The sequence below is a fragment of the Coleofasciculus sp. H7-2 genome (assembly GCF_042747725.1).
GTDB lineage: Bacteria > Cyanobacteriota > Cyanobacteriia > Cyanobacteriales > FACHB-T130 > FACHB-T130.
The window spans coordinates 192,621-219,025 of sequence record NZ_JBHZGO010000110.1 but is presented as its reverse complement, the minus strand read 5'-3'; the positions used below and the strand labels follow the sequence as shown (position 1 = coordinate 219,025).

Below are 26,405 nucleotides of genomic sequence, written 5' to 3'. Positions count from 1 at the left end.
GGATAAACCCGCCCGTGGAGGCATTCATATCGCCGGAGTCGCAGCCCTAAAGCAAGTGCAAGATGTCCGAAAAAACAGAGTAAATTAATAAAAAATTAACCTGGGAGAGGAAGAAAAACTGGTGAACTGTCCAAAATGTAAGAGTGTATCGCTACTCGATGGCACCTTGGCGGGAAATTTAGCTGTAAAACACTGCACCGAGTGCAAGGGAACCTGGATTCCCTCTGCGGAATACGAGGCGTGGCAAGCACAGCAACCGGAACTAAAGCCTGTAGATCCGGAATCTATCGCTCAAATCCTGAATGTGGATTTTGTGCAGTCTCCCTTTGATACCAAAGCGGCGCTGTGTCCGGGGTGCGGTCGTTATCTATCTCGCGCCAAGGTAAGGCTGAAAACGCCGTTTTATGTAGAACGTTGCCTAAATTGTAGTGGGATTTGGTGCGATCGCGGCGAGTGGGATGTGCTATCTCAATTAGGGCTGCACACGACTATCGAGCAGCTGTTTTCCAGTGAATGGCAGACAAAGGTGGAAAAACAGCAACAATCAGAGAAAGAACGTGAAGCCACAATGGAAAAACTCGGTCCCGAACTGGCAGCGCGGGTGTTTGAGCTGGCGGAACAGTTAGCAAAACATCCGAGTGGAGATTTTGGTGTCGCCTATCTGATGCGGCGAGTAGGAGTCACAAAATAGCGGAACTTGCTATCTTGTTGGATTGCTAATTCTTCATCACCCAACCCATTACTTATTACCCGTTACCGAATGACTGAGAGCCTGTTTTGTGTAGAAAATCTGCGGGTTGCTTATCCCAGCCGTCGTTCTACTGCCATACCTTCCTGGGCAGTGGATGATGTCTCTTTCACTTTACAACCCGGAGAGAAACTGGGATTAGTGGGAGAATCGGGCTGCGGTAAATCAACCCTGGGAAGGGCAGCGATGCGCTTGTTACCAGCCTCATCTCGCATTGAGGGGCGAGTGACGTTTGCGGGTAAGTCGGTTTTCGATCTGACTCCAGCACAGTTACGGCGGTTTCGGGGGGAAGCAGTGGCGCTGGTGTTTCAAGATCCGATGACGCGCCTCGATCCCCTGATGACAATTGGGAAGCACTGTCTGGAAACTCTCCACAGCCATCAACCCCATCTATCACGGCAACAGACGAAGGAAAAGGTACTGGAAACGCTGGATGCAGTGAAGATCCCGGCAAGTCGATGGTCGCAGTATCCTCATGAGTTTAGTGGAGGAATGCGGCAACGGGTAGCGATCGCGCTGGCTTTACTTCTCAACCCAAAGCTAATTGTCGCAGATGAACCTACGACCAGTTTAGACGTGACCGTAGCAGCGCAGATTTTACAAGAATTGACGCGACTGTGCCGGGAACGAGAGATGGCACTGTTGCTGATTTCTCACGATTTGGCAATGGTGGGAGAGTATTGCGATCGCATTGCGGTGATGTATGCCGGGAAAATGGTAGAAACTGGCTCGCCCCAGTCTATTTTTCGGCAACCGCAGCACGAATATACGCGATCGCTTTTGGAAGCGGCTTTTCACATCAGGAAATATGACACGGGAGCCGAGGAGCCGACAAGCAACGATCCATTACCAACCCCCCTACTGCGAATCAAAAATTTGCAGCAGTACTACACTTTAGAGAGCAGTTTCATCGGACAGTTTTTTTCCAAGGATGTCCCAGTCATTAAAGCGGTGGATGACATCAACTTGGAACTTTATTCGGGGGAAATTTTAGGTTTAGTAGGAGAATCCGGATGCGGTAAGAGTACCTTGTCCCGGACGATCTTGCAGTTAATTCGCCCAACCAAGGGAAGCGTTGAGTTTCTGGGACAGGATTTAACGAAGATGTCTACTAAAAGCGTGCGGGCATCGCGGCGGCAAATGCAAATGGTGTTTCAAGATCCCCATGCTTGCCTGAATCCGCTGATGACGGTGGGTGAAAGTATTGCCGATCCCCTGTTTATCCACAAACTGGCTAGCTCTGATGAGGCGAAAGTGCAGGTAATGCAGATGCTAGAGCGAGTGGGCTTAACTCCTACAGCCGAGTATTATGAGCGGTATCCATCGGATTTGTCGGGGGGACAGCAGCAACGGGTGGCGATCGCTCGTGCCTTGATTACCCGCCCCAAACTGCTAATCTGCGATGAGCCGGTGAGTATGCTCGATGCCAGCGTCCAGACGCAGGTACTAGAGTTAATGTTAGAGTTAAAGCGAGACTTCGATTTAACGTATTTGTTTATTACTCACGATCTCTGTGTGGCGAGATTTTTGTGCGATCGCATTGCAGTAATGAATGCCGGTCGCATTGTCGAACTCGGCTCAACCCACGAGATTTTTACCAATCCCCAGCACTACTACACCAAGACGTTACTACAAGCCGCCCCCTTACTGGTGTCACAGCAGCCTTCGATAGATAGATAGTTTTGAATGGTCAGCACAACATGGCTCTATGACAGGCTTCAGATTCAGGGACTAAATCGTGTGTTAAAATCCTTAAACATAGACTTAAATTCGGCTGTAGTGTTTGTTATTTCTACTGACAGGCGTTTCTCCGGATCTAACTCTCTACACCACATTTTTGATTCTGGAGACATTCCATGTCGATCTATGTAGGCAACCTATCCTACGAAGTTACGCAAGAGGATCTCAGCAATGTCTTCGCTGAGTATGGAACCGTTAAGCGGGTTCAGTTACCAACCGATCGCGAGACGGGTCGGATGCGGGGCTTTGCTTTTGTGGAAATGGATACAGAAACTGAAGAAACTGCCGCCATTGAAGCTCTTAACGGAGCTGAGTGGATGGGGCGAGAGCTAAAAGTGAACAAAGCCAAGCCTCGTGAGGATAAAGGAGGTGGAGGTCGTCCTGGTGGTAGCTGGGGCGGTAAAGATAGAGATAGAGGCGGCGGCGGCGGCGGCGGTGGCGGCGGCGGTGCTGGCGGCTATCGACGCTATTAATGCAATTAATCCAATAGTTTAGGAGGATACCGGATGACCCAAGTAGTTGTAGGCGAAAATGAAGGCATTGAGTCAGCCCTGCGCCGATTTAAGCGTCAAGTCTCTAAAGCAGGGATTTTTCCAGATATAAGACGGCAACGTCACTTTGAGACTCCTTTGGAAAAACGCAAGCGCAAAGCGATCGCTAGAAGGCGTAAGAAGCGTTTCCGCTATTAAGTCTTACTGTCCGAAAATCGAGTTTAAGACAGATTAATAACATCTGTAACATTCTTCAGCACAACGCAGCCTCAAGAGCGTTTTACAGCTTGCTATCAAGCGATCTTTGCTTAGGCTCTATTTCAAAAGCTGGTGAGGCTTTAAAGCAAAATTTGAAGGTCTCACCATCACAAGTTTTGAAATAGAGCCATTTCTTGTATTTTCTCTACAAATTTTAGCAAGCATGACCCCAGAAGCAATACGTATTATCGCTGACCTAAGGCGTGAGTTTTATTCTCTCTTTGCTACTGCTATGAATGTGCCAGTGAGAGTTACTGGAAGTTCCTATAGTAGTAATTTTCCGATTGCATCTTGGATAGACAATCGGAGCCAAGTGAACTATATAAGTATTTATGCATACACTGCACCGGACAAGTTAATCCCTCAACGCCCGTTTCTGCTGCGAGTGGCGATTAATAAGAGCGCTGGTAGAGTCACAACGGCACAATGGGGAAGAGAATGTCGAGGACTTAATCAGGGTTGGTACTTTGAGTTAACCGTACTGCCAGAGGAAATCTTAGACTTTCTACCTTGGGTCGTCAGCTTGGTGAAAGCGCACGATCGAGGTTCCCTGTCGCTTGTACAAGAACCCCCTCATCCATTTGACTTTAAAGTGTCTCAAGGGCTGTTGTCCAATGATGCTTGGACTCATTCTGCTATGAAGATTGCAGACTCTTCAAAGTCTGAATCTTTCGTTCCGGCGATGCTTCCGGAGCCGAAGAACCGAGGCGCAGAGGTGTCTAGGAGTAGAAGAGCCGGAATATAGAGGCGGATTTCACGCCAAAATCTTTCAATGTCACAGATAACATTGATAAACTGTCCTGGGGATCGGGGGAGTAGAATTATAAAAGATTCCTTAGTTTGATTTTGGGATGAAGCCGCACAAGTGTATTGCACTTTACGTCCCAAGACTCCGGTTATACTAAACTTACTTGTCGCCTTGAATCTTCATCCTGCAAGGGAAGAATCGTTTAAAGGCGGCGTTTCAAGCAGGCAGCAAGGTGACAACCGTGGGTCACCTGAGGGCTGAGGACTGAGGACTGAGGACTGAGGGTTTCAAGCAGGCAGCAAGGTGACAACCGTGGGTCACACCTTTTTAATGGAGGCAGGACGATGGACGCTCCAAGGAAATTGGCTGGAGCGTCACGAGATGCCAATCACCTTGAGTGGCAGAACATTAGTGGCCTGGGGTCGAGAAAACTGGTTCACAATGGTGACAAAGCTGAGCTTTCCCGGCAGCGCTCGCGAGGAAATTTCTTTACAATATCGTGGGCGATTTGATGCTGGGGAACGCCAATATACCTTTGTGCTACAGCACAATCTTTTAGGTCGTGTTGAGGGCGAGGGCTGGGTTACGCCAGATTCGATCGTGCAGCGTTACTGGGTATTAGGCGATCGCCAACGGCGCACTGGTTTTGATACCTTGCACCGCCTCAATGAAAATACCTACTACCTTTCTAGTGGCATCATGGCGGGTCATTATTTGACTAGCACGATGGAAGCAACCGTGGAGCGTCAGCCACAATCATATTCTTGAGCGCTCTGGAATTTCAGCTTCAGGCTCTAGGTGGTCAGTAAGAAGATATAAAGTGTGAAATATGAAGTGGAATTTGGGAAATATAAAGTAAGAGGTATGAAGTAGGAAAGAGCGGCCTCTCGTCTTTCTGGTTTCTTGCCTGGAACTTAATATCTGTTTAAGCCTTCAGGCTTAAGACTTCATCCTTTGAGATAAAGTTAATAGCTCCCTATCGGTAAATTTTACAAATGCTCCGGATTTTAGGAGCCGAATTATGATGACAGACCCCAACACCGATCGCTTACTCGCCAATCGCTATCAACTCTTGGAGTTGGTAGGCAAAGGCGCAATGGGTCGAGTGTATCAAGCCAGGGATATGTTACTGGGAGGCGTTACCGTAGCCGTTAAGTTCCTCTCTCAGACACTGTTGAACCAAAAAATGCGCGATCGCTTTGAGCGAGAAGCGACCATCTGCGCTGTTTTGGGAGAAAAAAGTATTCACATTGTCCGAGTCAGGGATTATGGCGTGGACGAGAACGAAATCCCGTTCTACGTCATGGAATTTCTACAAGGAGAGAGCCTTAGCGAGGTTCTCAAGGAGCGTCCCCTGTCCTTACCCCGGTTTTTGAATACCACTCGCCAAATTTGTTTAGGGCTACAATGCGCTCACCAGGGCATCCTCATAGATGGTGAAGTCTGCCCGATTATTCATCGGGATATTAAGCCTAGCAATATTACAGTCGTTCAAGATACTACTTTAGGTGAGTTAGTCAAGATTCTGGATTTTGGCATCGCCAAGCTGCTCCAGTCCGACATCGCTCAGACTAACTCGTTTATGGGCACTTTAGCCTATTGTTCTCCAGAACAAATGGAGGGCAGAGAACTGGATAAACGCTCTGACATTTATAGTCTAGGCGTGATGATGTTTGAGATGCTGACTGGTGAGATGCCTTTAATGGCAGAGACTCACTCGTTTGGGGGCTGGTATAAAGCTCATCATTTTATACCTCCTAGAACTTTTGAGGCGGTTAACGCCGATCTAAAATTGCCGAAATCTCTAGAAAGCTTAGTGATGAGCTGTTTGGCAAAAGTACCCAGCGATCGCCCCCAAAATGCGGCTCAAGTGTTACAAGCATTAGAGCCATTGGAGCAACGTTTTGGTCAAGGTCGGCAATTAGGTCAGCGGATTGGAGAAGTTTTATCCAAACTGCCCGTCGTGGCTGACCCCACACCCAAAAACGCCCCGACAGCGGATGAAGTCTGCCGCTTAACTTCCTGGCCTAAAAACAAACCGATTGCAGAGATTGTATTTCCCCATCTGCTTCGCACTAGCCGCGAAGTGTTGCCAACTCTGTGGGTCATGCTCCACAAACCGGAAATTCAGAATCGCCTGATCAGCACCCGCTACAATCAGTTTCTGTTTTTGATGTCTCCCCATCCCATGCTGCTGTGGATTACCGCCCTGCACAACCGCGAACATGGCCCTCGCTGGCTCACTTGCTACCTGGATCTAAAAACTTCTATGGGTCAGGAAATTGTGCGACAGCTGGGAGAAAGCGGGATTTATCGGATTCTGTTCTTTGCTTTGGAGGAACCGCATCGGTGCGCGAATGTGATGACCTCCACGATTGCCCCTGTCCAACGCCAAATGCTGCAAGAGTGGGCAAATACAAGCCAGACGCTATCCTCTGTGGCTCAGCCCCAAATGAGTAAAAGTCTGCTCAAGCAGGAGTTTGAGAAGCTAAAGCCCAAGATTTTGATGAAGCTGGAATCTATTCAGACCGGAGATTATTCTTCGGATATCTCAGGCTAGTCTGGCTGCTGAGTCAGGGAACGAGAGTCAGGAGTTTGTTGAGAATCTAAGGACTCGCGCTTGATTGTTTCTAGTTTGCACTTTGTGCGATCGAAAAGCCTATGCGCGTACTCGCGCTCCTCGCGTAGCGTATGCCCGGAGGACTGCTTGCAAAGCGTCAATTCGCCAGCGGTTCTCGCTTCCGCCGATGTCTGCACAGCTATAAAGCTATAGCATTTACTTTTGTAGTACGAAAATATTTTGTAGTACGAAAATATCAACTCAAAAAACCAATCTTGCTTATGCCAGTACTGCCAGACTCGGCATAAATTGTACAACTTCATGTCAAAATTCTGAAAAATCAGTACCAATTCAGTAACCCTGACACGCAAACCGATAAATTTTTACCTACGCTCATCTACTTAAACACGCTATCTCGCGAAAAGATACTATCTTTTTCTTCAGATATTTAAATAGACAACGCTTCCAACCGTAAGCAATTCCTAAAACTCAACGTTCTTGAAACTCAAATTCTTATTTGCACGCACTGAAACTGAAGTTGACGCCCCAGCACCCCCAGCTTCTTTCCCCTGAGGAACAAAGCAAGAGACGGAGGTCGCCCACTGCGACACGGGATGCTCTATTCCTGAGGATTTGGCTCTAAGCCCCATTGGTGCTTCAGAAGATGCTTGTATGTGGCTTCGCGCATCACCATTTGTTCATAGAGCTTGACCAAGAAGTGCTGAGCTTGTTCGCGGCTCATATTCTCCACTTGGCTTTCAAAGGAACGGATGCTGAATTGTTGTTCTAGAGACAGTTCGATAGGTTGGTTCATGGTTAACTCCGACTTTAGAAAGTATAGGTTGATCGATAACTGAAGCACTCACAGGGTAAGGGCTGAACATCGGTGAACCGGCTAACCATCTCCCTGTTATTACGAAAGATAACAATAATTTGACAAAATAACCATCTCTCTTTGTACTTACTTCAGTTAATCCCAAAGATGGAATATGCACCCAGAAAGTTTCATCTAGGGTTGCGGTAGTTTTATCAAGTTGTTGGAGGGAAAATTGCTCATCACGAACCAAATAGCTAAGTAAATATACTTAATCAGCCATAGCAGTGCCAATCTTCAGCGAGTAGAGACGCAATACGGTTTCCTAAAAACATTGCATCCAACACATTTGCTTTCCCCATCGACTCAACCCACCCAGAGGAGTCTGAGAAGTCGGCTATGACACCATCGATCCTGTACCGCTTTTCGACATCCGGGCGACAGCTAATGGTTGGCGACAGCTTGTTTACCACATGAATAGCCCCTACGAGAGGCTCATCTAGCAATCCTAAATGGGTTGTAAGAATTAATCGCGTTGGCGTAAGCGTAGCGGCGCGGATGCGCTCAGCCTGCGCGTTGGCGTAGCGGCTCCCAAAGAGCTAGCGCTTAGGAAGAGAAAGAAGAGAGACGAAAGATTTCACGAATGATTTAGGATTGCTATACTACTTTTCAAACATTCTCTTAAACTGATAGCCGAGAGATTAAAGATTGAGTTGCTCAATCGTTTGGCGCAGAATTTGGCTAGATCGTTGCAATTGTTCTAACTCCGTAGGGGTCAAAGAGAAATTCAGAACCCTGGTGACACCCTGACGATTTACCACCGCAGGTAGACTCAGACAAACATCATTAATTCCGTGAAGACCATTCATCAAACTACTAACAGTCAAAACTCGGTTTTGATTGCGTAAAATTGCTTGCACAATCTGAGTAACCCCTAAACCAATCGCGTAGCAAGTTGCTCCTTTGCGTTGGATAATCTCATAGGCGGCATTCTTGACTTGTTGAAAAATCGCGTCAAATTGTGCAGTTTCCTTTAAATCATTATTGTCATGACCATCTAATAAATTCATTCCGGCAATATTGACTTTGCTCCAAACGGGAACTTCACTGTCTCCATGTTCCCCAATAATGTAGGCGTGCAAACTACGTGGGTCAACTTGTAACTTTTGGGCTAACAGATAGCGGAAACGAGCGGTATCTAACACCGTGCCCGAACCAATAACGCTAGAACTAGGCAACCCAGAAAGTTTCCTGGAAACATAGGTCATGATATCAACTGGATTCGAGACAATCAGGAGAATGGCTCCGGGGGAACATCTTACTATTTCTGGAATCAAGTTTTTAAAGATTTCTATGTTGCGCTGCACCAAACTTAACCGATTTTCTCCTGGCTTTTGTTTTGCTCCTGCTGTGACAATTACAATATCGGCATTTTCCCCATCTGCTAGGGTTCCCGCTCGCACTACGCTGGGTTCGACAAAGGGTAGCCCGTGAACTAAATCCATGACTTCGCCTTCTAATTTTTCTCGATTAACATCAACAATCACCATTTCATCCAAGGTGTTTTGAATCAGTATTGAGTAAGCGCAAGCCATTCCTACCTGACCGGCACCAATAATGACTCCCTTCCGGGGACGGCGAGCGATCGCTAAGTCAAGATTAGTCTCGGTAGGGGTTGTAAATAATTCTTCAAACATATCTATGTGATGCAAAATGTCGTTGATGTAAATGATATCGAAAAGCAATACTTCTCGGATAAAATCAACCTAACCTATCTTCCACCCTTTCAGACTTGGAATGGGGGAGTTTATAGCCTCTCCCCTGCAAGGGAAGGAACTCCATCTTCCATTACTTTGAGGTGGGATTACCCGCACACCTTTCGGAATTCTCTGGTAATCTTAGCCAGCACGGCGACATAATTCCACAAATTTCTTAGTATCTATCGCTTCTACAGTCGGTGTCGGGAACTTTTGCACCCAATACAAATGCTATAGCAATCCTTGCAGGAGTTGTAAAATTCTCCTTATGTTCTCTGGGGTTGGTTTTTCACGAATCAGTTCCCCTTTTTTTCTTCCTTTGTGTTCTTTTTGTCTTTGTGGTTCAATAACACTCTCAGGACTTACGTAACATTACCACATCTAGGGGCAACCACAGGGGGATTGAACCCGAAAAAACGCTATATGTATAACCTTTGCGTAAGTCCTGACTCTTTTGGTTTTCCTAAATAATTTTGAATTGCTATATCACGGTGTTACTCTTAGCAAATCGCTATTCTACAGAACTTTATTCAACTCAATGCGTTTTCTATCAAAAGTTTTCTTTTCCCGATCGCTACTAAACAAATCAAAAATAATAGATAACTCACCATCAGCTAGTTGTTTTACATGAATTAGACTAAAATTATTTTGAATACATATATATAAATTTTGAATTTTGTAGGGAATTTTCTTTTCATTATTTCCAATAAAATCTTCATTAATAACTAATTTTTGTAATGTCCGCATAGCAAATTTGCTTAAAGATGCATAGGCGATACCGCTAGAAGTAAGCTGAAACACTTTAGCCGATGGAGATTGCTCGTGGGATAACTTGAAAGCAGCTCCCATGTGTACATCTCCGCTCAAAAATACTACAGGCTTCTTGGTTTTTTGTGAAAACTCAAAAACCTTCTTTAATAGTTGATCTCGTTCTGCCCAATTAGATTTATGATCCCAATGGTCTCTTAAATCATCGGTGTACTTCCAATAGGGAATGTCTAAATTATTGACAGCAAAGCTCTTAAAGTGAACGACTGGAACTGGCGATACAATAAATAAAATGCGGGATTCAGAATCATATTGTGAATTGAGCCAACTGTCAAAGCGTTTCCACTGCTTGGCACCTAAAAGACGCAACTCTTGTCGATTGTAATCATGATGTCCCCTCATATCTAATACATAAAAACCACAAAATCCACAATTGAAATGATAGTCAAATTGGTCAATACTAGCGTCTGTAGGAGGATTATGAGAATGTTCGTATTCTTGATAAACTTGCTTAGCAGCTTGAAACATTTGATTTGCCAGCCGCAAATGTTCTTGAGTATTTCGCAACTGCCATGAAGTATCTAGCTGTGCTGCTAATTCATCCGGTGTATAAGAACCCCAACCATCCATAATTTCATGGTCATCCCATATCATGTAGCTGGGAAAACTTTGAAAAAGTTGTTGCACCTGGGGAATGCCCCAATAACCCCGGTAGATGTCTCGATACCAGGAAATCATGTCGTTTTTAGAAGGTTTTTGATGTTTAATTTTCTTTAACCAGCTCCAGATATTTAATTCCTTATTTCCTTCTCCATCCACATATACTTGATCGCCAGCACCTATCAGAAAACGGGCATTTGTATCAGATAATTCTTGCTTAAATTTTTCCCACATTTCCAAATTGATGAGCTGATGCTCGTCGTAGGGCATATGGCAACTGTACATCCCAAAATTTACCTCTGTGGGATGTTCTGGAAAGGTTTGAAATGACAGTTTTTGTTCATTGCCCAGTTCCCAGGGGTTTTCTCGATTTAAGTGAAATAGGGCGTAATAATAGCGAGTATCGGGTTGGAGATTGTTTAGGTCTACTACACCTGTTAAGTCATGCTCTTGATTGAGTTGGAGTGGGACAAGAGTAACGCTGTAAATTTCTTGGGAGAGACTTGGAGAACTTAATCGCAACCAATGTCCTTTTTCATCGTTGATTATCTGCGGGGTGCCGTTGGTAGGAATTTGATGGCGAGAAAATACTAGCCAGTAATCTCCAGGGGAAGACGCCCGGAACCAAAGACGGACGCTAGTGGGGGTAGTATGCCCAATGATGCTGGCACAATCGAGACGGGGATTGGGCCAGGGACGCTGTTCGGGATCATAAAAATTTAGATGTGATAAGGTCAAATTGAAAACTCGGCTTTGATAGAATGTCTGCGAATTTCAATATTAACTAGAAACGGTTGCTATTGATGGTTTAGCCGACATTTAGCCGACAAACACAAGAAACCGAATCATCGGCGCGATATAATGCGCGATCGCGCCTGTGATTCGAGTTATTCCTATCGCTCCTTGTTCTGGCTTCTAAATTGCTGCCCAGAACCCCCATGAATCAAACGCTGTCAGTCACGCTGCTAAAATTAAACGCCCCCACTCGCACCCCAGGCACAACACTGCTGCCATAGCGTTGGACTGTACTCAGAGCATCCACATCCCGCAGCATTTCAGGCAAACTCTGGTTAAAGCGCAAGTTTTTAATCGGGTAAGCAATTTGACCATTCTCAATCCAGAACGTGCCATCACGACTCATTCCCGTTACTACTAATGACCGAGGATTCACATAGCGCACGTACCAAGCCCGACTCACCAGAATTCCTCGCTCTGTCTGGGCGATTAGGTCAGCTAAACTTTGATCTGAGCCAGTCATCACAATTGGATACATTGCACCCGTCGGCTCTTTGCCCTGCTGTGCCGCCCAGTAGCGGCTGCAGGAAAGGGTTTGGGGGATGCCGTCCTGAATTACTTCTTTGTAGTTATTGCTCAACCCATCGCCAAAGAAAGTGCCCAACTGCAACAAAGGATCAGCGGCATTTCGCTGCACTTGCACGATGGGGCTAAACATGGCTTCACCCAAGCGGTTGCCAGCGGGTTTGCCTGACTCATCGGTGCGAGACATAAACGATCGCCCTTCATCTGCCGCGCGTGCATCCAGATTCCAGATGAGCCAAGGGAGCAAAGCGGCGAAAGCGGCTCCATCAAAGACAACTGGATACGTGCCAGGATTGACCTCGCGGGGTTGGCGCGACTTGATTGCCCGCTCAATTAACTGCTGGGTTAATTCCTCAATTGGCAACTGTTCAAGCGCCCAAGCGGAGCGATTACACCACGAGGAACCATCCCCAATTCGAGCTGTAAAGCTGAAATCTGCCTCTGTAGTTTGATTGCAGGCGCGTAGTCCCCGTGAGGAAGCGATCGCATATAAGTTCGTCTCTGTACTCAGCGTTCCCGAACCATCCACTCCCGCCTTCGCACTCATCGCGCAGACTCGCTGGATAATTTCGCCCCGTGCTAGCGGTGAAAGGGTTGCCGTTGCCTCATCAAAGGCTGGGGTGCGCTCTTCGTAAACTTGAGGTTCTAGCAACGGCACCCACTCCGGATCTTCTGGGGCAAAGCGGGCGAGTTCTTCCGAGCGTTTGATGGCAGATGCGATCGCATCTGAATCTAAATCTGTCGTAGAACTAGAGGCACTCTTGCGTCCGAAGTAACTGGTGATGGTGAGCTTAAACTGAGTGCTACTAATATTTTGGCTAATCTGATTTTCTGAGAAACGACTGAGGGATGCTTCGCCAGTGCTGAGACTGACAAAAACATCCTCTGCTTCCGATTGTTTAATAACTTCTTCTAACAGAGATATCGCCCGATCTTTACTGATTAAACTGGGTGCTGTTGCTAGGGTCACGATAATCCTGAGATTTGTGGAACAGTTGAGTATAGGATGGATGCGATCGCCATGCTTGAAACTACGCTCTCATTGGTTTACTCTGACAATTCTCCAAAGCGTTCCCGATAACGAGCCAACAACAACTCCATTTCTGCCACTTGTTGCTCAGCTTGTTGGCGCTGTTGCTCAGCTTGTTCCTTCTGCTGTCGCTCCTGCTGTGCTAGTTCCTCCGGGGTTGGGATTAACTGGCTCTCAAGTGTAAAGAAACGCAGCTTTGATTCGCGAACACCCAAATATAGCTCTAGTTGCTGGCTCCATAACCAGCCATCAGAATTGGGTTGAAGTTCCTGGTAGCAACCATCTAATAAATGAAATCCCTTAAATTCCAGGCTTTCCGGGTCAAACCAAAAATAGTCGGGAGTGCGGAAGGTATCCTGGTAAATTTGCTTTTTCAAACCTCGGTCAGTTTTGGCTGTTTTGCGAGACAGAATCTCCACAATTACATTGGGATACTTGCCGTCTTCTTGCCAAACTACCCAACTTCTGCGCGGTTTGCGTTCAGTTCCCAATACCACAAAGAAATCAGGTCCTCGGAACAGTTCAGATTTGCGCTGACGTGGGCTGTAGTAGACAGTAAGATTACCGCAGGCATAAAAATCCTGACGGTTTTGCCACCACAATTCTAGACATTGAATCAGCAGCATTATTTGCCGCAGGTGCAGTTCGGTTTCCAAAGGGGGTTCGTCACTGTATAAATCACCAGGAGGAAATATAACATCTTCTTCCTGTGAATCTTCTAAGATTTCTAAGTCTTGAGTCAGAGACATGATAGTTACACCAATTATTTGATGCTAAATATTCGATTTCCCTCTAGCGGATCGTAGAGACGTTGCATGAAAAGTCTCTACTGTTGAGGGATCTGTTGCAGATAATCGGGAAAACGATACAAATCACGAGGAGCTGCCAATCTGAATATTTCGCACTCGCACGGGTACGCAGGCGTGGGTCATTTGGGCAATTTGGATAGGCTCACCTTTGCCGCAGTTGTTAGCACCGCACTGCATCCATTCTGAGGCTGAGCCAACTGCATCCACGCTATTCCAGAAGTCAGTTGTCATGGATTGATAGGTGACATTTTTGAGCATTCCTACCACTTTGCCTTTCTCTACTTTCCAGAAAGCATCGCCGCCAAATTGGAAATTGCGACGCTGTTGATCGATGGAGAAACTGCCAATTCCGTCGATTAAAATCCCGTCTTCGGTGTCAGCAATCATCTCGGCTAAAGTGGCGGTGTGGCTGCCTCCCTCTTGCCCTGGTTCTAGCCCTAAATTAGGAATGCGAACCATCGGCACGCTTGACCAGCTATCAGCATAGGCGCAACCGTTACTGCTGGGGCGTCCGAGTCGATGGGCAGTTTCCCGGTCTGTGAGATAGTCTACTAAAATGCCATCCTTAACAACATACCAATCTTGTGAAGCAACTCCTTCATCGTCGTAGCCTGCGGTACTGCGTCCTCCCGGTTGAGTGCGATCACATTTAAAATTTACCCAAGGCGCGGCATATTGCAGTTTGCCCAATTTATCAGTCGTGGCAAAGCTGGTGCCTGCAAAGTTGGATTCGTAGCCGTACACGCGATCTAATTCTGTAGGATGTCCGACTGATTCGTGAATTGTCAAAAACAAGTTAGTCGGCTTGAGAATTAAAGTGGAACGAATCCCCGAAGGACCAACAGGCGCGTGAACTTTCTCAATCGCTTCTTCGGCAACCCGATCGATTTGGCTGAGGATATCTGATTTATCGATATGCTCGTAACCGATGTTCAAGGGTGGGCGTTCGTAGCTGCGGCTTTGAGCATCGCCATTGGCAATCGCTGTGCAGCCAAATCCCGGATAGCTGCGATAAATTGTCTGCTGGATGAGAGAACCTTCTGTGGAAGCGAAGGTTTTGTCTTCACGGCTGAAGCTGAGATAAGAATAGGCTTTTTTAATGCCGCGATCGCTATAACTCAACAACTGTTCGTTCAAATTCAGCAGCAGTTCTGCCTTTTCAGCGATAGGCACGTTGAACGGGTCAATCTGGATCGGAGTGATGTAAGTATCGCGGTGCGCTGCAACGGGAACTAACTGCACCCGCGTTTGTTGGGACAGGCGACTAGCTTTGGCGATATCTACCGCTAAGGCAACGATTCTGGCAACTTCTGCGGGGCTTTTATTGTGGCTGGCAGCGAAACCCCAAGCGCCATCTAGCAGCACCCGCACCCCAAAACCAGAACTTACATTGTCTGACAAATTGCTGAGGGAGCGATCGCGTGCATACAGATTCTGAGTTCGGTAGGTGCAGAATCGGACATCTCCGTACTCGCACCCGGCTTTCCGAATCAGGTCGATAGCTAGTTCGCTCAATTCAGTCGTATAGCCTGGGTTTTTAACCTCAGAAATGGGTGCAGGAGCTTGTACCATAGGGATCTCCACTTAACAATTAAAAACGTAAAATTAATTGCAAAAAGACTGTTTTTTAATTTTACATTTTAATTCATTCTAATCCCGCCATAAAGCAATCCCACCCAATAAACCTGTCACATTGGACACAATTTTAGTATTTGGCGGTAACTCAAACGTTATCTTTTTCGCTTCGCCGCCGCCGATATAAAGAGAATCGTAATTAAACAAACTTTGAAGAGACGCGATCGCTTTTTCTAGACGATTATTCCATTTTTCCTTACCGACTTTATCCAAAGCAGCACGCCCCATCTGCTCTTCATAGGTTTCCCCTTTGCGAAACTGATGATGACCCAATTCCAGATTGGGTACCAGTGTCCCGTCTACAAACAAGGCGGAACCAAAGCCGGTGCCCAGGGTAATTACCAACTCAACACCCTTCCCGGAAATCGCCCCCATCCCCTGAATATCGGCATCATTTGCCACCCGCACCGGCTTGCCCAAGCGATCGCGAAGCTCTGTTGCCAGAGCGAATCCAATCCACTCTGGAGTTAGATTTACCGCCGTTTTCGTCACACCATCGCGCACTACACCCGGAAAACCAACGGATAAGCGGTCAAATTCGCCTTGTCCGGCAGCAAGATTCGCGATCGCATCAATCACTGGCTCCGGTTTGGCAGGGGCTGGGGTTTCTACTCGGCTGCGTTCGGTCAGTGGTTCTCCAGCTTCGTCTAAGACTATCACCTTGATGCCACTGCCGCCAATGTCAACAGCTAGGGTACGCATACATCTATATCTCTCAAGCTTGATGGTGACTCGATTGTGAATTTTAGATAGACGATTTTCGATTTGTGACAAGGTTGAAACTAGGGTTTTTTTATCGCTAGACGCTCATCCAAAATCGAAAATCCAAAATTCTCTTACGCCTGTGAAGTTGGAGTCGAGGCAGTTGCAGAATTGGTTCCAGTTGGGGAGAAAAATTTATTTGTCACCCAGGTCGTCAAAATATGAGACAACAGTCCCATTGGCCCTGCAAATAAGCACAGCACCAGCGAGTGGATTGTCCAGACACCAGTACGCTGCCCTTCCCAGTAAATATAGCGACCTACGAACAAATCCATTACCAGAAAATGAACCCACCCGATAGCAGCTGCTTTTTCGTCTGCAAAGAATCGAGCAATATCAGCTAGCTGAGGATTGGACATCGCTTGAGCAGATTCCGGTGTAATTGATGTAAAAAACCAATACACGTATAAACCTGCTAAAGCCACAAAGGGGAGATAAGATTCCATCACCCGCTTCGTCACGCCCCAGTTGGGTAGCAAAATCATTAGCGCCCAGAAAGGCAGAACAAACAGATTAGCGCCATTGAATAGTTGAGCAATTGTCATAGATTATGAAGAATTAACCAGACTATCGTCATCGTAAGCGACTGTAAAGCAGATTGCCGGTTAGAATCGATGCCCAGAGAACTTGCCCAATTCTTGCAGGAGCTTTCTGAATGAAAGTTAAAATGATTTTACCGGCTTTGACTGAAGCGCTCAGCCCCCACTGGCGACCGATTAAATATTCGCTGTTTCCGCCGCTGGGATTAGCGACGATTGCCAGTTTTTTCAGCGAAGATGATGAAATTATCCTGCAAGACGAACACGTTGAGCGGCTGGATTTAGATGATGAGCCAGATTTGGTGGTGATTCAGGTTTATATCACCTCAGCTTACCGAGCTTACGAACTAGCCGACCATTACCGTAAAAAGGGTGCATACATTTGTCTGGGTGGATTGCACGTTACCTCACTTCCAGAAGAAGCTGCGACTCATGCGGATACAATTTTCCTTGGCCCTGGTGAAGATACATGGCCTGAATTTCTTCAGGATTTTCGGGCGGGGAATCCTGGTAAAGTGTATCAGTCGAAGCTGCGATCGCTCCTCGGCGTTCCTCCCATTCGCCGCGACTTAATTAAGCGCGATCTCTACCTAATTCCTAACTCCATTGTCGTTTCGCGGGGTTGTCCTCACACCTGCGATTTTTGCTACAAAGAAGCTTTCTTTAAAGGCGGCAAATCTTTCTACACGCAACCTGTAGATGACGCATTGGCTGAAATTGAGCGACTACCGGGGCATCATCTTTATTTTCTCGACGATCATCTCTTTGGCAACTCTGAATTTGCCGCCGCGTTGTTTGAAGGGATGAAGGGAATGGGGCGCGTGTGGCAAGCAGCGACAACGGTACAATCTATCTTGCAGCCGGGATTGTTGGAAAAAGCCGTCGAATGTGGCTTACGCAGTTTGTTTGTTGGCTTTGAAACCCTCAACCCGACAAATCTCAGAGAACAGCATAAATATCAAAATCTGAATCGAGATTACAATGCTGCCATTCGCCGTCTGCGGGATTTGGGCGTGATGGTAAATGCTAGCTTCGTTTTTGGCATGGATGACGATGATGAAACCGTGTTTGAGCGCACGGTTGAATGGGCGGTGCAGCAGGGACTGGAAACTGCCACGTTTCACATTTTGACGCCTTATCCGGATACTGCTTTGTACAAACGGATGGCAGCGCAGGGACGGATTACTGATTCTAATTGGGATTTATACGATACTCGTCACGTTGTCTACAAGCCAACAAAGATGACGCCGGAGGTGCTGGAGGCTGGCTACTGGCAAGCGTATCGAGATTTTTATCGTTGGAGTAATATTTTCCAAGGTGCTTGGGCTAAGGATCGTTGGTCTGACCGGATGCGGCATTTGGTCTATGCTGGGGCGTGGAAGAAGTTGGAGCCAGTTTGGGACGCGATTATTCGGGCGAAAAAGGTGACTCAATGCCTGCCAACTTTGGAAAGTGTTTTGACCAGTTTTGGCGCTCATCCATCCTTTCAACCACGAGAAAAGTTACCCCTTAAGGAGGAGGCAGCAGTTCTAAAAGAGCAGATGCCAGTTTCATAAAAGTCTCTAGTAATCTTCTAGGGTGGGGTTTCCCCGCCCCTACTCGAAATACTGGTGCGATCGCGCGGTAGGCTGGTATTTAGGGAATTGCCCGCTGGAGGGATCGACCGATATGGAGTTCAAACTAAGAAATGCCTTTAAGTTTTATCAGAATTTAGAGCATCAAAATCAAGCGATTGATGAGCTTGAGCAATGGTTCAAAGATAATCACCCAGAGCATTTAGAGCAGTTTCACCAAGCTTTATTAAATGGCCCCAGCCCCGATATTCACTCGGAGGCGATGGAGAAACTGACACTCAAAAGTAGCCAACCGTTGGCTCTGGCAACCTATTCAGCAGAAATTCATCTGAGCGATCCGATCGTCGCAGGTGGTGACTTGACGTGGGCAGAAGCGATTCCTAATGGCGATCGCCATCTCCCCGAAAATCCAGAAGTCGTGGAGAATATTATCTCCCTCGCCAAGCAGCTACAAGTTGCCAGAGACCAGATTGGCAAGCCTTTCCTGATCACCAGTTGGTATCATCACAAACCTTTTGGGGCTAAGGTTCATGGAGCGTCTAAAAATCAGCCGATGACGGGCGGTGCTATTGATTTCAGGGTGGAGGGCTATACCGGGCGACAGCTAGCAAAGATGCTGGATTGGTGGGAAGGCGGTTTAGCGACCTATATGTATGTGCCCTATATGCTTCATCTAGATATGGGTCCCCAGCGACGCTGGCAAGCGCAATATCCGGGCTAGGGAACAATTAAAAAATTAAAAATGGAGGATTCTTCATTTTTAATTTTGCATCTTAATTCCTAGTTTACGCCATGTGCAACTTTTTCTTAGCCCCCCTTGTGAAGGGGGGTTGGGGGGATAAAATGTAAAGCCAATTTTGTCAGATACCTCGATGAATTGGAGGCAGAAATCCAAAAAGTTGCACACTGCGTTAGTTCCTTACCGAACGCCGGGAAAGCTATTGACAAACTGGATCTGAATATCAGGAAACTTATCGACAATCTGCACCTTAAGATCGGGGAAGGATTCGACAAATTGCCATTGACCGCAGCGTTGGGGAAAAGCGGTGACGGGTTCTACGATTAAATCGGGGGAGGATGAGACAATCTTTACCTTGATATCTGGCAAGCTTTCGACAATTTTTACTTTGCCGTAAAGTGGCTTGCCATTGTAGGTGCAAGTGGCTTTGTTGATGACACTTTGAGCAGAAGCGATCGCTCCTAGCGGCAGCGTTACCAGTAGGCTGGTGCCAAATACAACCCAGTTCAACCAACGTTTCATCATCAAAATACCAGGGACAAGTTAAAATCTGCTCAATATAAAAGTCAGGACTTGTGACTTTTATATTCTGATTATTCTGTTAATGTATCCAGTTCCTCTTTAACAACCCGTAGAATTCGATCGAGATAGGCTTGCCGCCACTGTTCTCTCTCTTGTTCCACCTGCTCATTTGGGTGGTAATTTTCAATTTCTTCAATAGAAATCAGACCTTTTGTTTGAGCCAAGCGTTCAACTGTATCGAGACGTTCGTGCAGGACAGAGATTTCGCCGGTTAGCGCCAGCACCATTGCCAGTAATTTGTCGCTTTCGGGATTCTCAAAGTAAATAGGTCGTTTTCCCTTAGCTTTTTTTGCCATTACTACAAATTATCTTGAATGACTTTATTTTGATTTTGTCGTTATTTAGAAATGGGTAAAAGATGTCAGCAATAGACTTTTTGCAGAGGTCGGGTAAAGGTTAAAGGTAATTATTTTTTCCTTCCCCCTTACCCAATCAAATCGGAAAGTTGGAAATTTTTACCAAAGGTCTAATGATGAGTCTTTAGTAGGTCGTTACTGATTAATCAATAATGACCCGTGACTTATTTACTGGCAACCAAGAGAAACCAATTACCCCGACTGCCAAAACCGCCTCCTTGGGATGTGCCTTTCCAGCCACCTATAGCAGCAACAGTTGGGGTAATTTTATTTGCTTCAAAACCAGCTTGGCTGGTCAGCGCCACCAAGTCTAGATCGCGCATGGCACTCCACCAAGGTTCGTTGTTGTTTTGCGTTTCCCAATCAAACATGAATGCGCTGTAGGAGTCCATGTTTTGATAAAGGGGAGCTTCCAGATGAACCATTAACCCACCCGGTGCTAACAGTCGATAGCATTCGCGCAGAATATTAGCGATCGCTGGTGGTGACGCTTCGTGCAACAAAATATGTGAGACGATCAGATCGAACGACGCATCTGGGAAATCTGTACACTCACCATTCTGCTGCGAGAAGTGTACCCGCTTACCCAAAGCTTCTGCTCTGGCATGAGCGTACCGCAGCATCGGTGCCGCTACATCAATGGCATAAACTTCTGCTTCAGGGTAAGCATCCACGTAAGGAAGCGTGCTGTGACCAACCGAACATCCGATGTCGAGAATTTTCTGAGGGCGCAAGTTGGGATGCTGCGGCTGTAGGTAATTGTGAACCACAGACTGACCCATATCGTCGTTCATTGGCCCCAGACGACCCATTACATAAACGTAAACACCGCGATCGTAGAGGGCACCCGCCGCGATATCATCTTCGGTATATTCACTGTGGTATCCACCCGGCATACAGTGAATATCGACTGCGGTGTGGTAGGCGGGTATTTTCAAATCTGCATTCAAGGTTAAAGAACCCAAAGGGCTATCCTTGTCTCGCGCCTGCTCAATCAAATCGGTAAGTTGCCGATCGACGCTCGTGTTGACTGAATCCCACATCATCTCTTGAGCGTTACGCCGCAATGCACCCCACATTCGGTAATAGGGTTCGTCCTGCATCAGACGGCGAACTTCATGCCGATCTTGAGGCGATCGCTGATGCTCCTGCTCAAACTGCGGTTTAAGCCGCTTCTCGTAAATTGCTTTATTTCCTGGGGTGATCTGACTGGTCAGGTAGCCTTTTAAGCTATTGACAAAGTTTTGGCGTGCTAACTCATCATGGGTAGCTTGAGGCAGCATCCGGTGTTGGAATTGTTTATCCATATCCTAATTTCCTAACCCATTATTGTTTACTTTAACAAGTTATCGTTAGCTTTCAGGGGTTTTCAGTGTAGGTGAGCGATCGCTTTCACATCAGGTTACTCTCACCGGAGCGATCGCTTTCACATCAGGTTACTCTCACCAGAGCGATCGCTGGAGGTGACTGGCTGTTTTTTGCATCCTTCTATCTAGCACTGAGGTAAGCTTCTAGCGTCTCAGAACCCCCAATCAAGTTGCCATCAATAAATACTTGGGGAACCGTTGTTGCGCCTGTGACAGCCCGTAAAGAGCGAGTGGTAATCTCTTTGCCCAAGACAATTTCTTCGTAATCCAACCCATGCTCCTTCAGCATCACCTTCGCACGAGCGCAGAAGGGACAACCTACTTTCGTAAACAGGGAAACGATTTGAGGCTTTGCTGCCTGAGGATTGATATAGTTGAGCATTGTCTGGGCATCAGACACCTCAAAGGGGTCTCCTTCTACGACTGCCTCAATGAACATCTTTTCAATGGTGCCATCCTTCACCAGCATGGAATAACGCCATGACCGCTTCCCAAACCCTAAATCAGCTTTATCAACCAGCATTCCCATACCTTCGCTAAATTCACCATTCCCATCGGGAATCAGAGTTAGATTCTCTGCTTCTTGGGATTTAGCCCATTCATTCATCACAAAGGCATCATTGACGGAAATACAGATAATGTCATCTACGCCATTTGCATGAAAGACCTTACCCAACTCGTTGTAGCCAGGGAGATGAGTTGATGAACACGTCGGAGTAAAAGCACCCGGTAGAGAGAAAACAACCACTGTCTTCCCAGCAAACAAGTCGTTAGTCGTCACATTCACCCACTGGTTGTCATGGCGAGTACGGAAGGTGACGTTGGGAACTTTTTGTCCTTCTCGATTGGGAAACATGAATTTAGCTCCTTGGCTACAAATGATCTTAACGGTGAAGTTAAATTAACCGTACTCATTATGACTACATTTTGTCAAGGCAAAGACTCCCTTTAACTCGCTTTTTTTCTAGCGTTAGCGATCGCTCTCATCGCGGGGTTAGCGGCTCCTTACAAGTCTAGGACTTAGGCAGAGATCCCCCTTGCATTCCCCCTTTTTAAGGGGGGTTAGGGGGGATCTAGGGTTCAAGCTTTCAGTGTGTAAGTCCTAAAACCGTTAAAACGGCAATAACAGGCAAGGAAACCATTCTCCGTACCTTACCACCAGGGGAAATCTTTGCAGCTCCCGGCTTATTGGGTGTGATGGAATTGCGCCAGCGACAGTCACTGCTGAGTGTGATTTTCAGATTCTTATGGTAAAATGAGATGCTCTTTTAGAAGCCATTCCCCTCAGCTTGAGCATTGAACTTTCTTTTAGCTTCATAGAATCGACAGGCGACAGATCCCAGCGAGTAAAGCAATGCAGCGTTATTCGACGCTCCAACGACAGCACCGATTATAGGCAAGAGTTCTATAAAGCCTAGTCCAACTTTCAGGACTCCAGAACCGCCTACAGACAAACCGAAAATTGCCAGGACTTCGCCTCGTCGAGTGGGATCTTTTAACGAAAATCCGTATGCAGCAGCGATGCGATAGATCATCTCTGCTTGAAGCGCTGTCACTGCTGCCACATCGACCGCAAACAGAGTTAGCGCTAAAGGAGGCACGAAGTTAGTGAGTAATCCAATTCCTCCGCCTTTGAGGGAGGTGTCCACAATAATTCGGTGAGCAAGCTGCTCAGAGCTTTCTAGAGGGTATTCCTGTTGTAGCTTGTTTACCTCATTCTGAGCTTTTTGGGCATCAACTTGACCCAATGCAGTCGTTAGCCAGTTAATGCCTGGAACCTTGGCAGCAAATTTGACGACTGGATTTTCAGCGATTGGGGCCACGATTTTGCCCACATTTTCCGTTCCCTGCTCCACGAATCGCACAGCCGCAGCTCCAACAGTTTCTCCTACGGCAGTGGTAGTGCTGGTAACGTTTTCAGCAGCAGACTGCAATGCATCGGAAGCCAATTTAGCAAACTGAATTGCTGTAGCGATCGCTTCACTCATTGGGTCGGTGCCTGAACCTTCTTTGCCTGGTGCTGCCATAGATTTTAGGGACTTTTAAACTTTAAACTTAAACTTTAGATTGAACTGAAACCTACTTTACAAAAAGCAAAGACTCAGTAGCCTCTATCCTCTGATAGTGATTGAATCTTCTAAAAGTCTTAGGTTCAGCACCCAGTCTCATCGATCAGCTTTTTTTACAGACACCAGTCTTTGGAAGTTTAGATCAATATGCGATCGCTATTTCCCTGCCAGAAACTTTTGGTGCAGGATGCGATCGCTTCTAAATAAATGCCACTCTTCGGCTACTTTAAAACAAACCCAAAGTCAGAAATTTGTCAATCGGTAAAGTAGCACCAATTCCCAGCCAGAGTGTAACTGTGGGTTCAAGATAAAGATTAATAAACTCAGCTTTGCGATCGCATTGAGCGATTAAATCTGATTGATTGGCAGGAAAAATGCCAACATCACCATCTGTATAGCACTCACTCTGCCAGTGTCCATCTCTTTTTAGTCTTATTTCAAATTGTCCGACACAGATGGTGATAATATGCTGGGCAAAGCAACATTCAGGAAGTTCGTGAGCGGACTGTCGATGATAAGCGAAGTGAATACCTGACCACGCAGAAGTGTTACTTGAGAGTACAGGTGGGTTGAGGACAAGCTGTTTCCAAACTTTTTCTTGCGTGAGATCGATATTCGGCAGTTGAACTTCTGGCATGACTGGTATAGCTGTGCATGGCTATTCTTAGTCTATGGGGTTAACCGAATGAATGTGACACCAGGACACGTTAGCTGTGAAAAGAAAAGTTTAAAGCAGTTATGTTTAAAGTTACCTTTTTTGCGATTATTGATTCGGTGCTTACTATTTACCCTGCTATCAGAATGGATAACGATATCGTTCTTTTTCTTGTCGGTGTTGGCGTACTCGTCTTCTATCTCATCTTCTCGGCGCTGACTGAAATGGGTACTAAACTCCCCTGGAAGAAATAGCCAGTTTTTTGGCATGGTGAGCTTTTGCCCACAAGTTTTCAAACATTCATAGAAATGGGCGATCGCGCCCTTCCACGCCTAAAATTATAGAATAGCAGCAAGCATATTTGGATGGGAAACAAGGGCGATCGCGTCTTCCATGTCAGAAACGTTTGGTTGATGAGGGCGATCGCTCTTGCTTCTGGCGTTACTTTTCACAGTTACAGCAACTATTGGAAGCAGGTGTTAGATAAGCATTCATCTCAGCTTTCTCTCTCCGAGGTTACTGAGAAGCCTTAAATTACTGAATCAAAAATGGAGGTTAGCGGACTCGAACCGCTGACATCCTGCTTGCAAAGCAGGCGCTCTACCAACTGAGCTAAACCCCCAGACTTGAAGTCGGAACTTCAGTCACTTTTATTATATTAACTCATATGGTTCCATTAGAAAAGGGGTAGAGGAAGAAATATTTAGACGCATATCATCACAGAAGCTTACTCTGTTAGGTTAGGTGATGAACCAGAGTAAAACATTTTTACTCCTTGCAGTTGAGTGGGGAAATGACCCAAGTTGTTGTAGCTTTCTATAAATTTGTCAAGTTGCCAGATTTTGCCCAGAAACAAAACCCGTTATTGTCGCACTGCAAAGCACAGGGTATTAGAGGGACAATTCTCTTGGCAGCAGAAGGCATTAACGGGACGATCGCGGGTTCTCGTCAAGCAATCGACTCAGTTTTATCGTTTTTGCGCTCCGACCCGCGTCTAGTAGACTTAGAGTATAAAGAATCTTCTGCCGATTCTCCACCATTTGACCGGATGAAGGTGCGGTTGAAGAAAGAAATTGTTACCTTAGGATTGCCCGAAATCGATCCGAGCGATCGCGTCGGCACTTATGTCAGTCCGCAGGAGTGGAATCAGCTGATTTCCGATCCAGAAGTGACGATTATTGACACCCGCAACGATTATGAGGTGACGATTGGCACCTTTAAACGAGCGCAAAATCCCCAAACTGCCTCGTTCCGACAGTTTCCCGACTATGTTCACAACAACCTCGATCCCAGCAAACATAAAAAGGTTGCTTTATTCTGCACTGGCGGCATTCGCTGTGAAAAAGCGACATCATTTATGATGGCTCAAGGGTTCCAAGAGGTTTATCACCTCAAAGGCGGCATTCTCAAGTATTTAGAGGAAGTTCCCCCAGAAGACAGTCTCTGGCAAGGAGAATGCTTTGTCTTCGATCAACGTGTTGCTGTACGCGAGGGTTTGGAGATAGGAACTCATGAAATGTGTCCCAGTTGCGGTCATCCTATCTCCGAAGCGGATAAAACTTCGCCTGATTATCAGGAAGGCATTTTCTGTCCCTATTGTAGCGATCGCTTTACTGAGGATAAATAAGTAGGACAGTAAGCGAAGTGGTGATAAATTAATTTGGGCAGATTCTAGGGATATGCGATCGCATTTCCTTAGCCAATATTAAAAGCTAGCTTTCCATCTTGAGCCATGCAAAGACCTGAGCCACTGTTAGCGCTAATTCAATTCCTTCTAACAGTGGCAAGCGAACTTCCTTCAGAAGCGCTTCGCTAACGCTTCCTTGCAAGAGTTCTGGCGGCTGGTTTGGGAGGAATACCAGTATGCTGTGATCGTCGGGATCGATGAACCATCCCAATTGACATCCGTGGCGCAAACAGTGAAGGATGTTGCCAATTACCTGATTGGGCTTCTGCTCAGGAGAGAGAATCTCAATCGTCCAATCTGGATGCCGTTCAAAATTATCAGGCACTTCCCCATCCACAGTAAAGGGGATACGCTGCCACTGAAACACCGCTACATCAGGAACAGTTGATCGACCTCCAAAGGTACACCGCAACTCAGGAAAAGCATAAGCAATCTTCTGTTCCTCTGTAACCTCATTGATCGTAGCGCAAAGCTTACCCTGCAAGCGGCTGTGTCTTCCTTTCGGCATCGGCTTTTGGATAATCTCTCCGCCAATGAATTCGCTTGCTGGCTCAGTTTCGGGAAGTTTCAGGAATTCCTCTAAACCGATCGCTTTGGATGCCGCCGTCGTCATGCTGCTATCCCTGGAGTGCTAAGTCTGTTAACCCTATCCTAGTCTGTATGGAAGCGATCGCTCCCATACACTGAGAAGAGATAGATAAACAGCGATCGCGCTTATCGTTGCAGAGGGAAGATGC

The 26,405-nt window shown here is 46.5% G+C and carries 30 protein-coding genes and 1 tRNA gene; 13 read left to right on the top strand and 18 right to left on the bottom strand.

From position 1 onward, the window contains the following. The first annotated feature begins 121 nt into the window (after positions 1 to 121). The 7 genes from ACFW2W_RS25550 (at position 122) to ACFW2W_RS25520 (ending at position 6,545) form a co-directional block, all read left to right on the top strand. Complete coding sequence (locus ACFW2W_RS25550; protein WP_378184579.1) at positions 122 to 691, top strand: zf-TFIIB domain-containing protein; 570 nt, start codon at positions 122 to 124, stop codon at positions 689 to 691. Positions 692 to 760: 69 nt separating this feature from the next. Beyond that, positions 761 to 2,428, top strand: coding sequence for a dipeptide ABC transporter ATP-binding protein (locus ACFW2W_RS25545; RefSeq protein WP_378184578.1), 1,668 nt, complete (start codon positions 761 to 763; stop codon positions 2,426 to 2,428). A 176-nt stretch (positions 2,429 to 2,604) separates the two neighbouring features. Further along, a complete protein-coding gene (locus ACFW2W_RS25540; RefSeq protein WP_378184577.1) occupies positions 2,605 to 2,961 on the top strand; it encodes an RNA recognition motif domain-containing protein in 357 nt (118 codons plus the stop codon). Positions 2,962 to 2,994: 33 nt separating this feature from the next. Beyond that, on the top strand, positions 2,995 to 3,177 hold the full coding sequence (gene rpsU / locus ACFW2W_RS25535; RefSeq protein ID WP_190412664.1) for a 30S ribosomal protein S21: 183 nt from the start codon (positions 2,995 to 2,997) through the stop codon (positions 3,175 to 3,177). A 373-nt stretch (positions 3,178 to 3,550) separates the two neighbouring features. Continuing rightward, on the top strand, positions 3,551 to 3,982 hold the full coding sequence (locus tag ACFW2W_RS25530) for a hypothetical protein (RefSeq protein WP_378184576.1): 432 nt from the start codon (positions 3,551 to 3,553) through the stop codon (positions 3,980 to 3,982). A 315-nt stretch (positions 3,983 to 4,297) separates the two neighbouring features. Next, on the top strand, positions 4,298 to 4,753 hold the full coding sequence (locus ACFW2W_RS25525) for a hypothetical protein (protein ID WP_378184575.1): 456 nt from the start codon (positions 4,298 to 4,300) through the stop codon (positions 4,751 to 4,753). Between the two features lie 253 nt (positions 4,754 to 5,006). Further along, positions 5,007 to 6,545, top strand: coding sequence for a serine/threonine protein kinase (locus ACFW2W_RS25520; protein WP_378184573.1), 1,539 nt, complete (start codon positions 5,007 to 5,009; stop codon positions 6,543 to 6,545). On the opposite strand, the gene ACFW2W_RS25515 is transcribed toward ACFW2W_RS25520, so the two are convergent. The 10 genes from ACFW2W_RS25515 to ACFW2W_RS25470 all read right to left on the bottom strand — a co-directional run bounded on the left by ACFW2W_RS25515 (position 6,542) and on the right by ACFW2W_RS25470 (position 16,645). Next, a complete protein-coding gene (locus ACFW2W_RS25515; protein ID WP_378184572.1) occupies positions 6,542 to 6,868 on the bottom strand; it encodes a hypothetical protein in 327 nt (108 codons plus the stop codon). The genes ACFW2W_RS25520 and ACFW2W_RS25515 overlap by 4 nt on opposite strands. A 296-nt stretch (positions 6,869 to 7,164) precedes the next feature. Next, positions 7,165 to 7,359, bottom strand: coding sequence for an NblA/ycf18 family protein (locus ACFW2W_RS25510; RefSeq protein WP_190412666.1), 195 nt, complete (start codon positions 7,357 to 7,359; stop codon positions 7,165 to 7,167). Positions 7,360 to 7,634: 275 nt separating this feature from the next. After that, positions 7,635 to 7,832, bottom strand: coding sequence for a hypothetical protein (locus ACFW2W_RS25505; RefSeq protein WP_378184571.1), 198 nt, complete (start codon positions 7,830 to 7,832; stop codon positions 7,635 to 7,637). Between the two features lie 228 nt (positions 7,833 to 8,060). Then, positions 8,061 to 9,056, bottom strand: a complete 996-nt coding sequence (locus ACFW2W_RS25500) for an L-lactate dehydrogenase (protein ID WP_378184675.1) — start codon at positions 9,054 to 9,056, stop codon at positions 8,061 to 8,063. Positions 9,057 to 9,632: 576 nt separating this feature from the next. Next, the gene (locus ACFW2W_RS25495) at positions 9,633 to 11,282 is read right to left on the bottom strand and encodes an alkaline phosphatase D family protein (RefSeq protein WP_378184570.1); all 1,650 of its coding nucleotides are present in this window, start codon (positions 11,280 to 11,282) and stop codon (positions 9,633 to 9,635) included. 205 nt (positions 11,283 to 11,487) lie between these two features. After that, a complete protein-coding gene (locus ACFW2W_RS25490) occupies positions 11,488 to 12,834 on the bottom strand; it encodes a TldD/PmbA family protein (RefSeq protein ID WP_378184569.1) in 1,347 nt (448 codons plus the stop codon). 77 nt (positions 12,835 to 12,911) lie between these two features. After that, the gene (locus tag ACFW2W_RS25485) at positions 12,912 to 13,643 is read right to left on the bottom strand and encodes a Uma2 family endonuclease (protein ID WP_378184568.1); all 732 of its coding nucleotides are present in this window, start codon (positions 13,641 to 13,643) and stop codon (positions 12,912 to 12,914) included. A 123-nt stretch (positions 13,644 to 13,766) separates the two neighbouring features. After that, positions 13,767 to 15,275, bottom strand: coding sequence for a TldD/PmbA family protein (locus ACFW2W_RS25480; RefSeq protein ID WP_378184567.1), 1,509 nt, complete (start codon positions 15,273 to 15,275; stop codon positions 13,767 to 13,769). Between the two features lie 78 nt (positions 15,276 to 15,353). Next, complete coding sequence (locus tag ACFW2W_RS25475; protein ID WP_378184566.1) at positions 15,354 to 16,040, bottom strand: ROK family protein; 687 nt, start codon at positions 16,038 to 16,040, stop codon at positions 15,354 to 15,356. Between the two features lie 134 nt (positions 16,041 to 16,174). Then, the gene (locus ACFW2W_RS25470) at positions 16,175 to 16,645 is read right to left on the bottom strand and encodes an ABA4-like family protein (protein ID WP_378184565.1); all 471 of its coding nucleotides are present in this window, start codon (positions 16,643 to 16,645) and stop codon (positions 16,175 to 16,177) included. Positions 16,646 to 16,755: 110 nt separating this feature from the next. On the opposite strand from ACFW2W_RS25470, the gene ACFW2W_RS25465 reads away from it, so the two are divergent. Next, positions 16,756 to 18,195, top strand: a complete 1,440-nt coding sequence (locus ACFW2W_RS25465; RefSeq protein WP_378184564.1) for a B12-binding domain-containing radical SAM protein — start codon at positions 16,756 to 16,758, stop codon at positions 18,193 to 18,195. Between the two features lie 112 nt (positions 18,196 to 18,307). Next, a complete protein-coding gene (locus tag ACFW2W_RS25460; RefSeq protein WP_378184563.1) occupies positions 18,308 to 18,934 on the top strand; it encodes a D-Ala-D-Ala carboxypeptidase family metallohydrolase in 627 nt (208 codons plus the stop codon). A gap of 198 nt (positions 18,935 to 19,132) precedes the next feature. Here the strand turns inward: ACFW2W_RS25460 and ACFW2W_RS25455 are convergent, their stop codons facing one another. The 3 genes from ACFW2W_RS25455 to ACFW2W_RS25445 form a co-directional block, all read right to left on the bottom strand. After that, positions 19,133 to 19,474 (bottom strand): hypothetical protein, encoded by a 342-nt coding sequence (locus tag ACFW2W_RS25455; protein ID WP_378184673.1) that lies wholly within the window; start codon positions 19,472 to 19,474, stop codon positions 19,133 to 19,135. Between the two features lie 71 nt (positions 19,475 to 19,545). Beyond that, positions 19,546 to 19,830, bottom strand: a complete 285-nt coding sequence (locus ACFW2W_RS25450) for a hypothetical protein (RefSeq protein WP_378184562.1) — start codon at positions 19,828 to 19,830, stop codon at positions 19,546 to 19,548. Between the two features lie 224 nt (positions 19,831 to 20,054). Then, on the bottom strand, positions 20,055 to 21,197 hold the full coding sequence (locus ACFW2W_RS25445; protein ID WP_378184561.1) for a class I SAM-dependent methyltransferase: 1,143 nt from the start codon (positions 21,195 to 21,197) through the stop codon (positions 20,055 to 20,057). 71 nt (positions 21,198 to 21,268) lie between these two features. Between ACFW2W_RS25445 and ACFW2W_RS25440 the strand changes: the two genes are divergently transcribed. After that, the gene (locus ACFW2W_RS25440; RefSeq protein ID WP_378184560.1) at positions 21,269 to 21,397 is read left to right on the top strand and encodes a hypothetical protein; all 129 of its coding nucleotides are present in this window, start codon (positions 21,269 to 21,271) and stop codon (positions 21,395 to 21,397) included. Here ACFW2W_RS25440 and ACFW2W_RS25435 read toward each other — a convergent pair. Beyond that, on the bottom strand, positions 21,379 to 22,113 hold the full coding sequence (locus tag ACFW2W_RS25435; protein WP_378184559.1) for a glutathione peroxidase: 735 nt from the start codon (positions 22,111 to 22,113) through the stop codon (positions 21,379 to 21,381). The genes ACFW2W_RS25440 and ACFW2W_RS25435 overlap by 19 nt on opposite strands. Before the next feature lie 412 nt (positions 22,114 to 22,525). Further along, a complete protein-coding gene (locus ACFW2W_RS25430; RefSeq protein WP_378184557.1) occupies positions 22,526 to 23,284 on the bottom strand; it encodes an EcsC family protein in 759 nt (252 codons plus the stop codon). Between the two features lie 101 nt (positions 23,285 to 23,385). Here ACFW2W_RS25430 and ACFW2W_RS25425 point away from each other — a divergent pair, with 101 nt between their 5' ends. Further along, the gene (locus ACFW2W_RS25425) at positions 23,386 to 23,529 is read left to right on the top strand and encodes a hypothetical protein (RefSeq protein ID WP_378184556.1); all 144 of its coding nucleotides are present in this window, start codon (positions 23,386 to 23,388) and stop codon (positions 23,527 to 23,529) included. 23 nt (positions 23,530 to 23,552) lie between these two features. Here the strand turns inward: ACFW2W_RS25425 and ACFW2W_RS25420 are convergent, their stop codons facing one another. Then, positions 23,553 to 23,963, bottom strand: a complete 411-nt coding sequence (locus ACFW2W_RS25420; protein WP_378184555.1) for a hypothetical protein — start codon at positions 23,961 to 23,963, stop codon at positions 23,553 to 23,555. A 383-nt stretch (positions 23,964 to 24,346) separates the two neighbouring features. On the opposite strand from ACFW2W_RS25420, the gene ACFW2W_RS25415 reads away from it, so the two are divergent. Continuing rightward, positions 24,347 to 24,514 carry a hypothetical protein gene (locus ACFW2W_RS25415; RefSeq protein WP_378184554.1) on the top strand — a complete coding sequence of 56 codons (168 nt, stop codon included), beginning with the start codon at positions 24,347 to 24,349 and terminating at the stop codon, positions 24,512 to 24,514. 16 nt (positions 24,515 to 24,530) lie between these two features. Here the strand turns inward: ACFW2W_RS25415 and ACFW2W_RS25410 are convergent. After that, positions 24,531 to 24,603: transfer RNA gene (locus ACFW2W_RS25410), tRNA-Ala, on the bottom strand. A 171-nt stretch (positions 24,604 to 24,774) separates the two neighbouring features. Between ACFW2W_RS25410 and ACFW2W_RS25405 the strand changes: the two genes are divergently transcribed. Then, positions 24,775 to 25,608: a rhodanese-related sulfurtransferase gene (locus ACFW2W_RS25405; RefSeq protein WP_378184553.1), complete on the top strand. Its 834-nt coding sequence runs from the start codon at positions 24,775 to 24,777 to the stop codon at positions 25,606 to 25,608. 85 nt (positions 25,609 to 25,693) lie between these two features. Here the strand turns inward: ACFW2W_RS25405 and ACFW2W_RS25400 are convergent, their stop codons facing one another. Further along, the gene (locus ACFW2W_RS25400; RefSeq protein WP_378184552.1) at positions 25,694 to 26,281 is read right to left on the bottom strand and encodes a Uma2 family endonuclease; all 588 of its coding nucleotides are present in this window, start codon (positions 26,279 to 26,281) and stop codon (positions 25,694 to 25,696) included. Positions 26,282 to 26,405 lie beyond the last annotated feature (124 nt).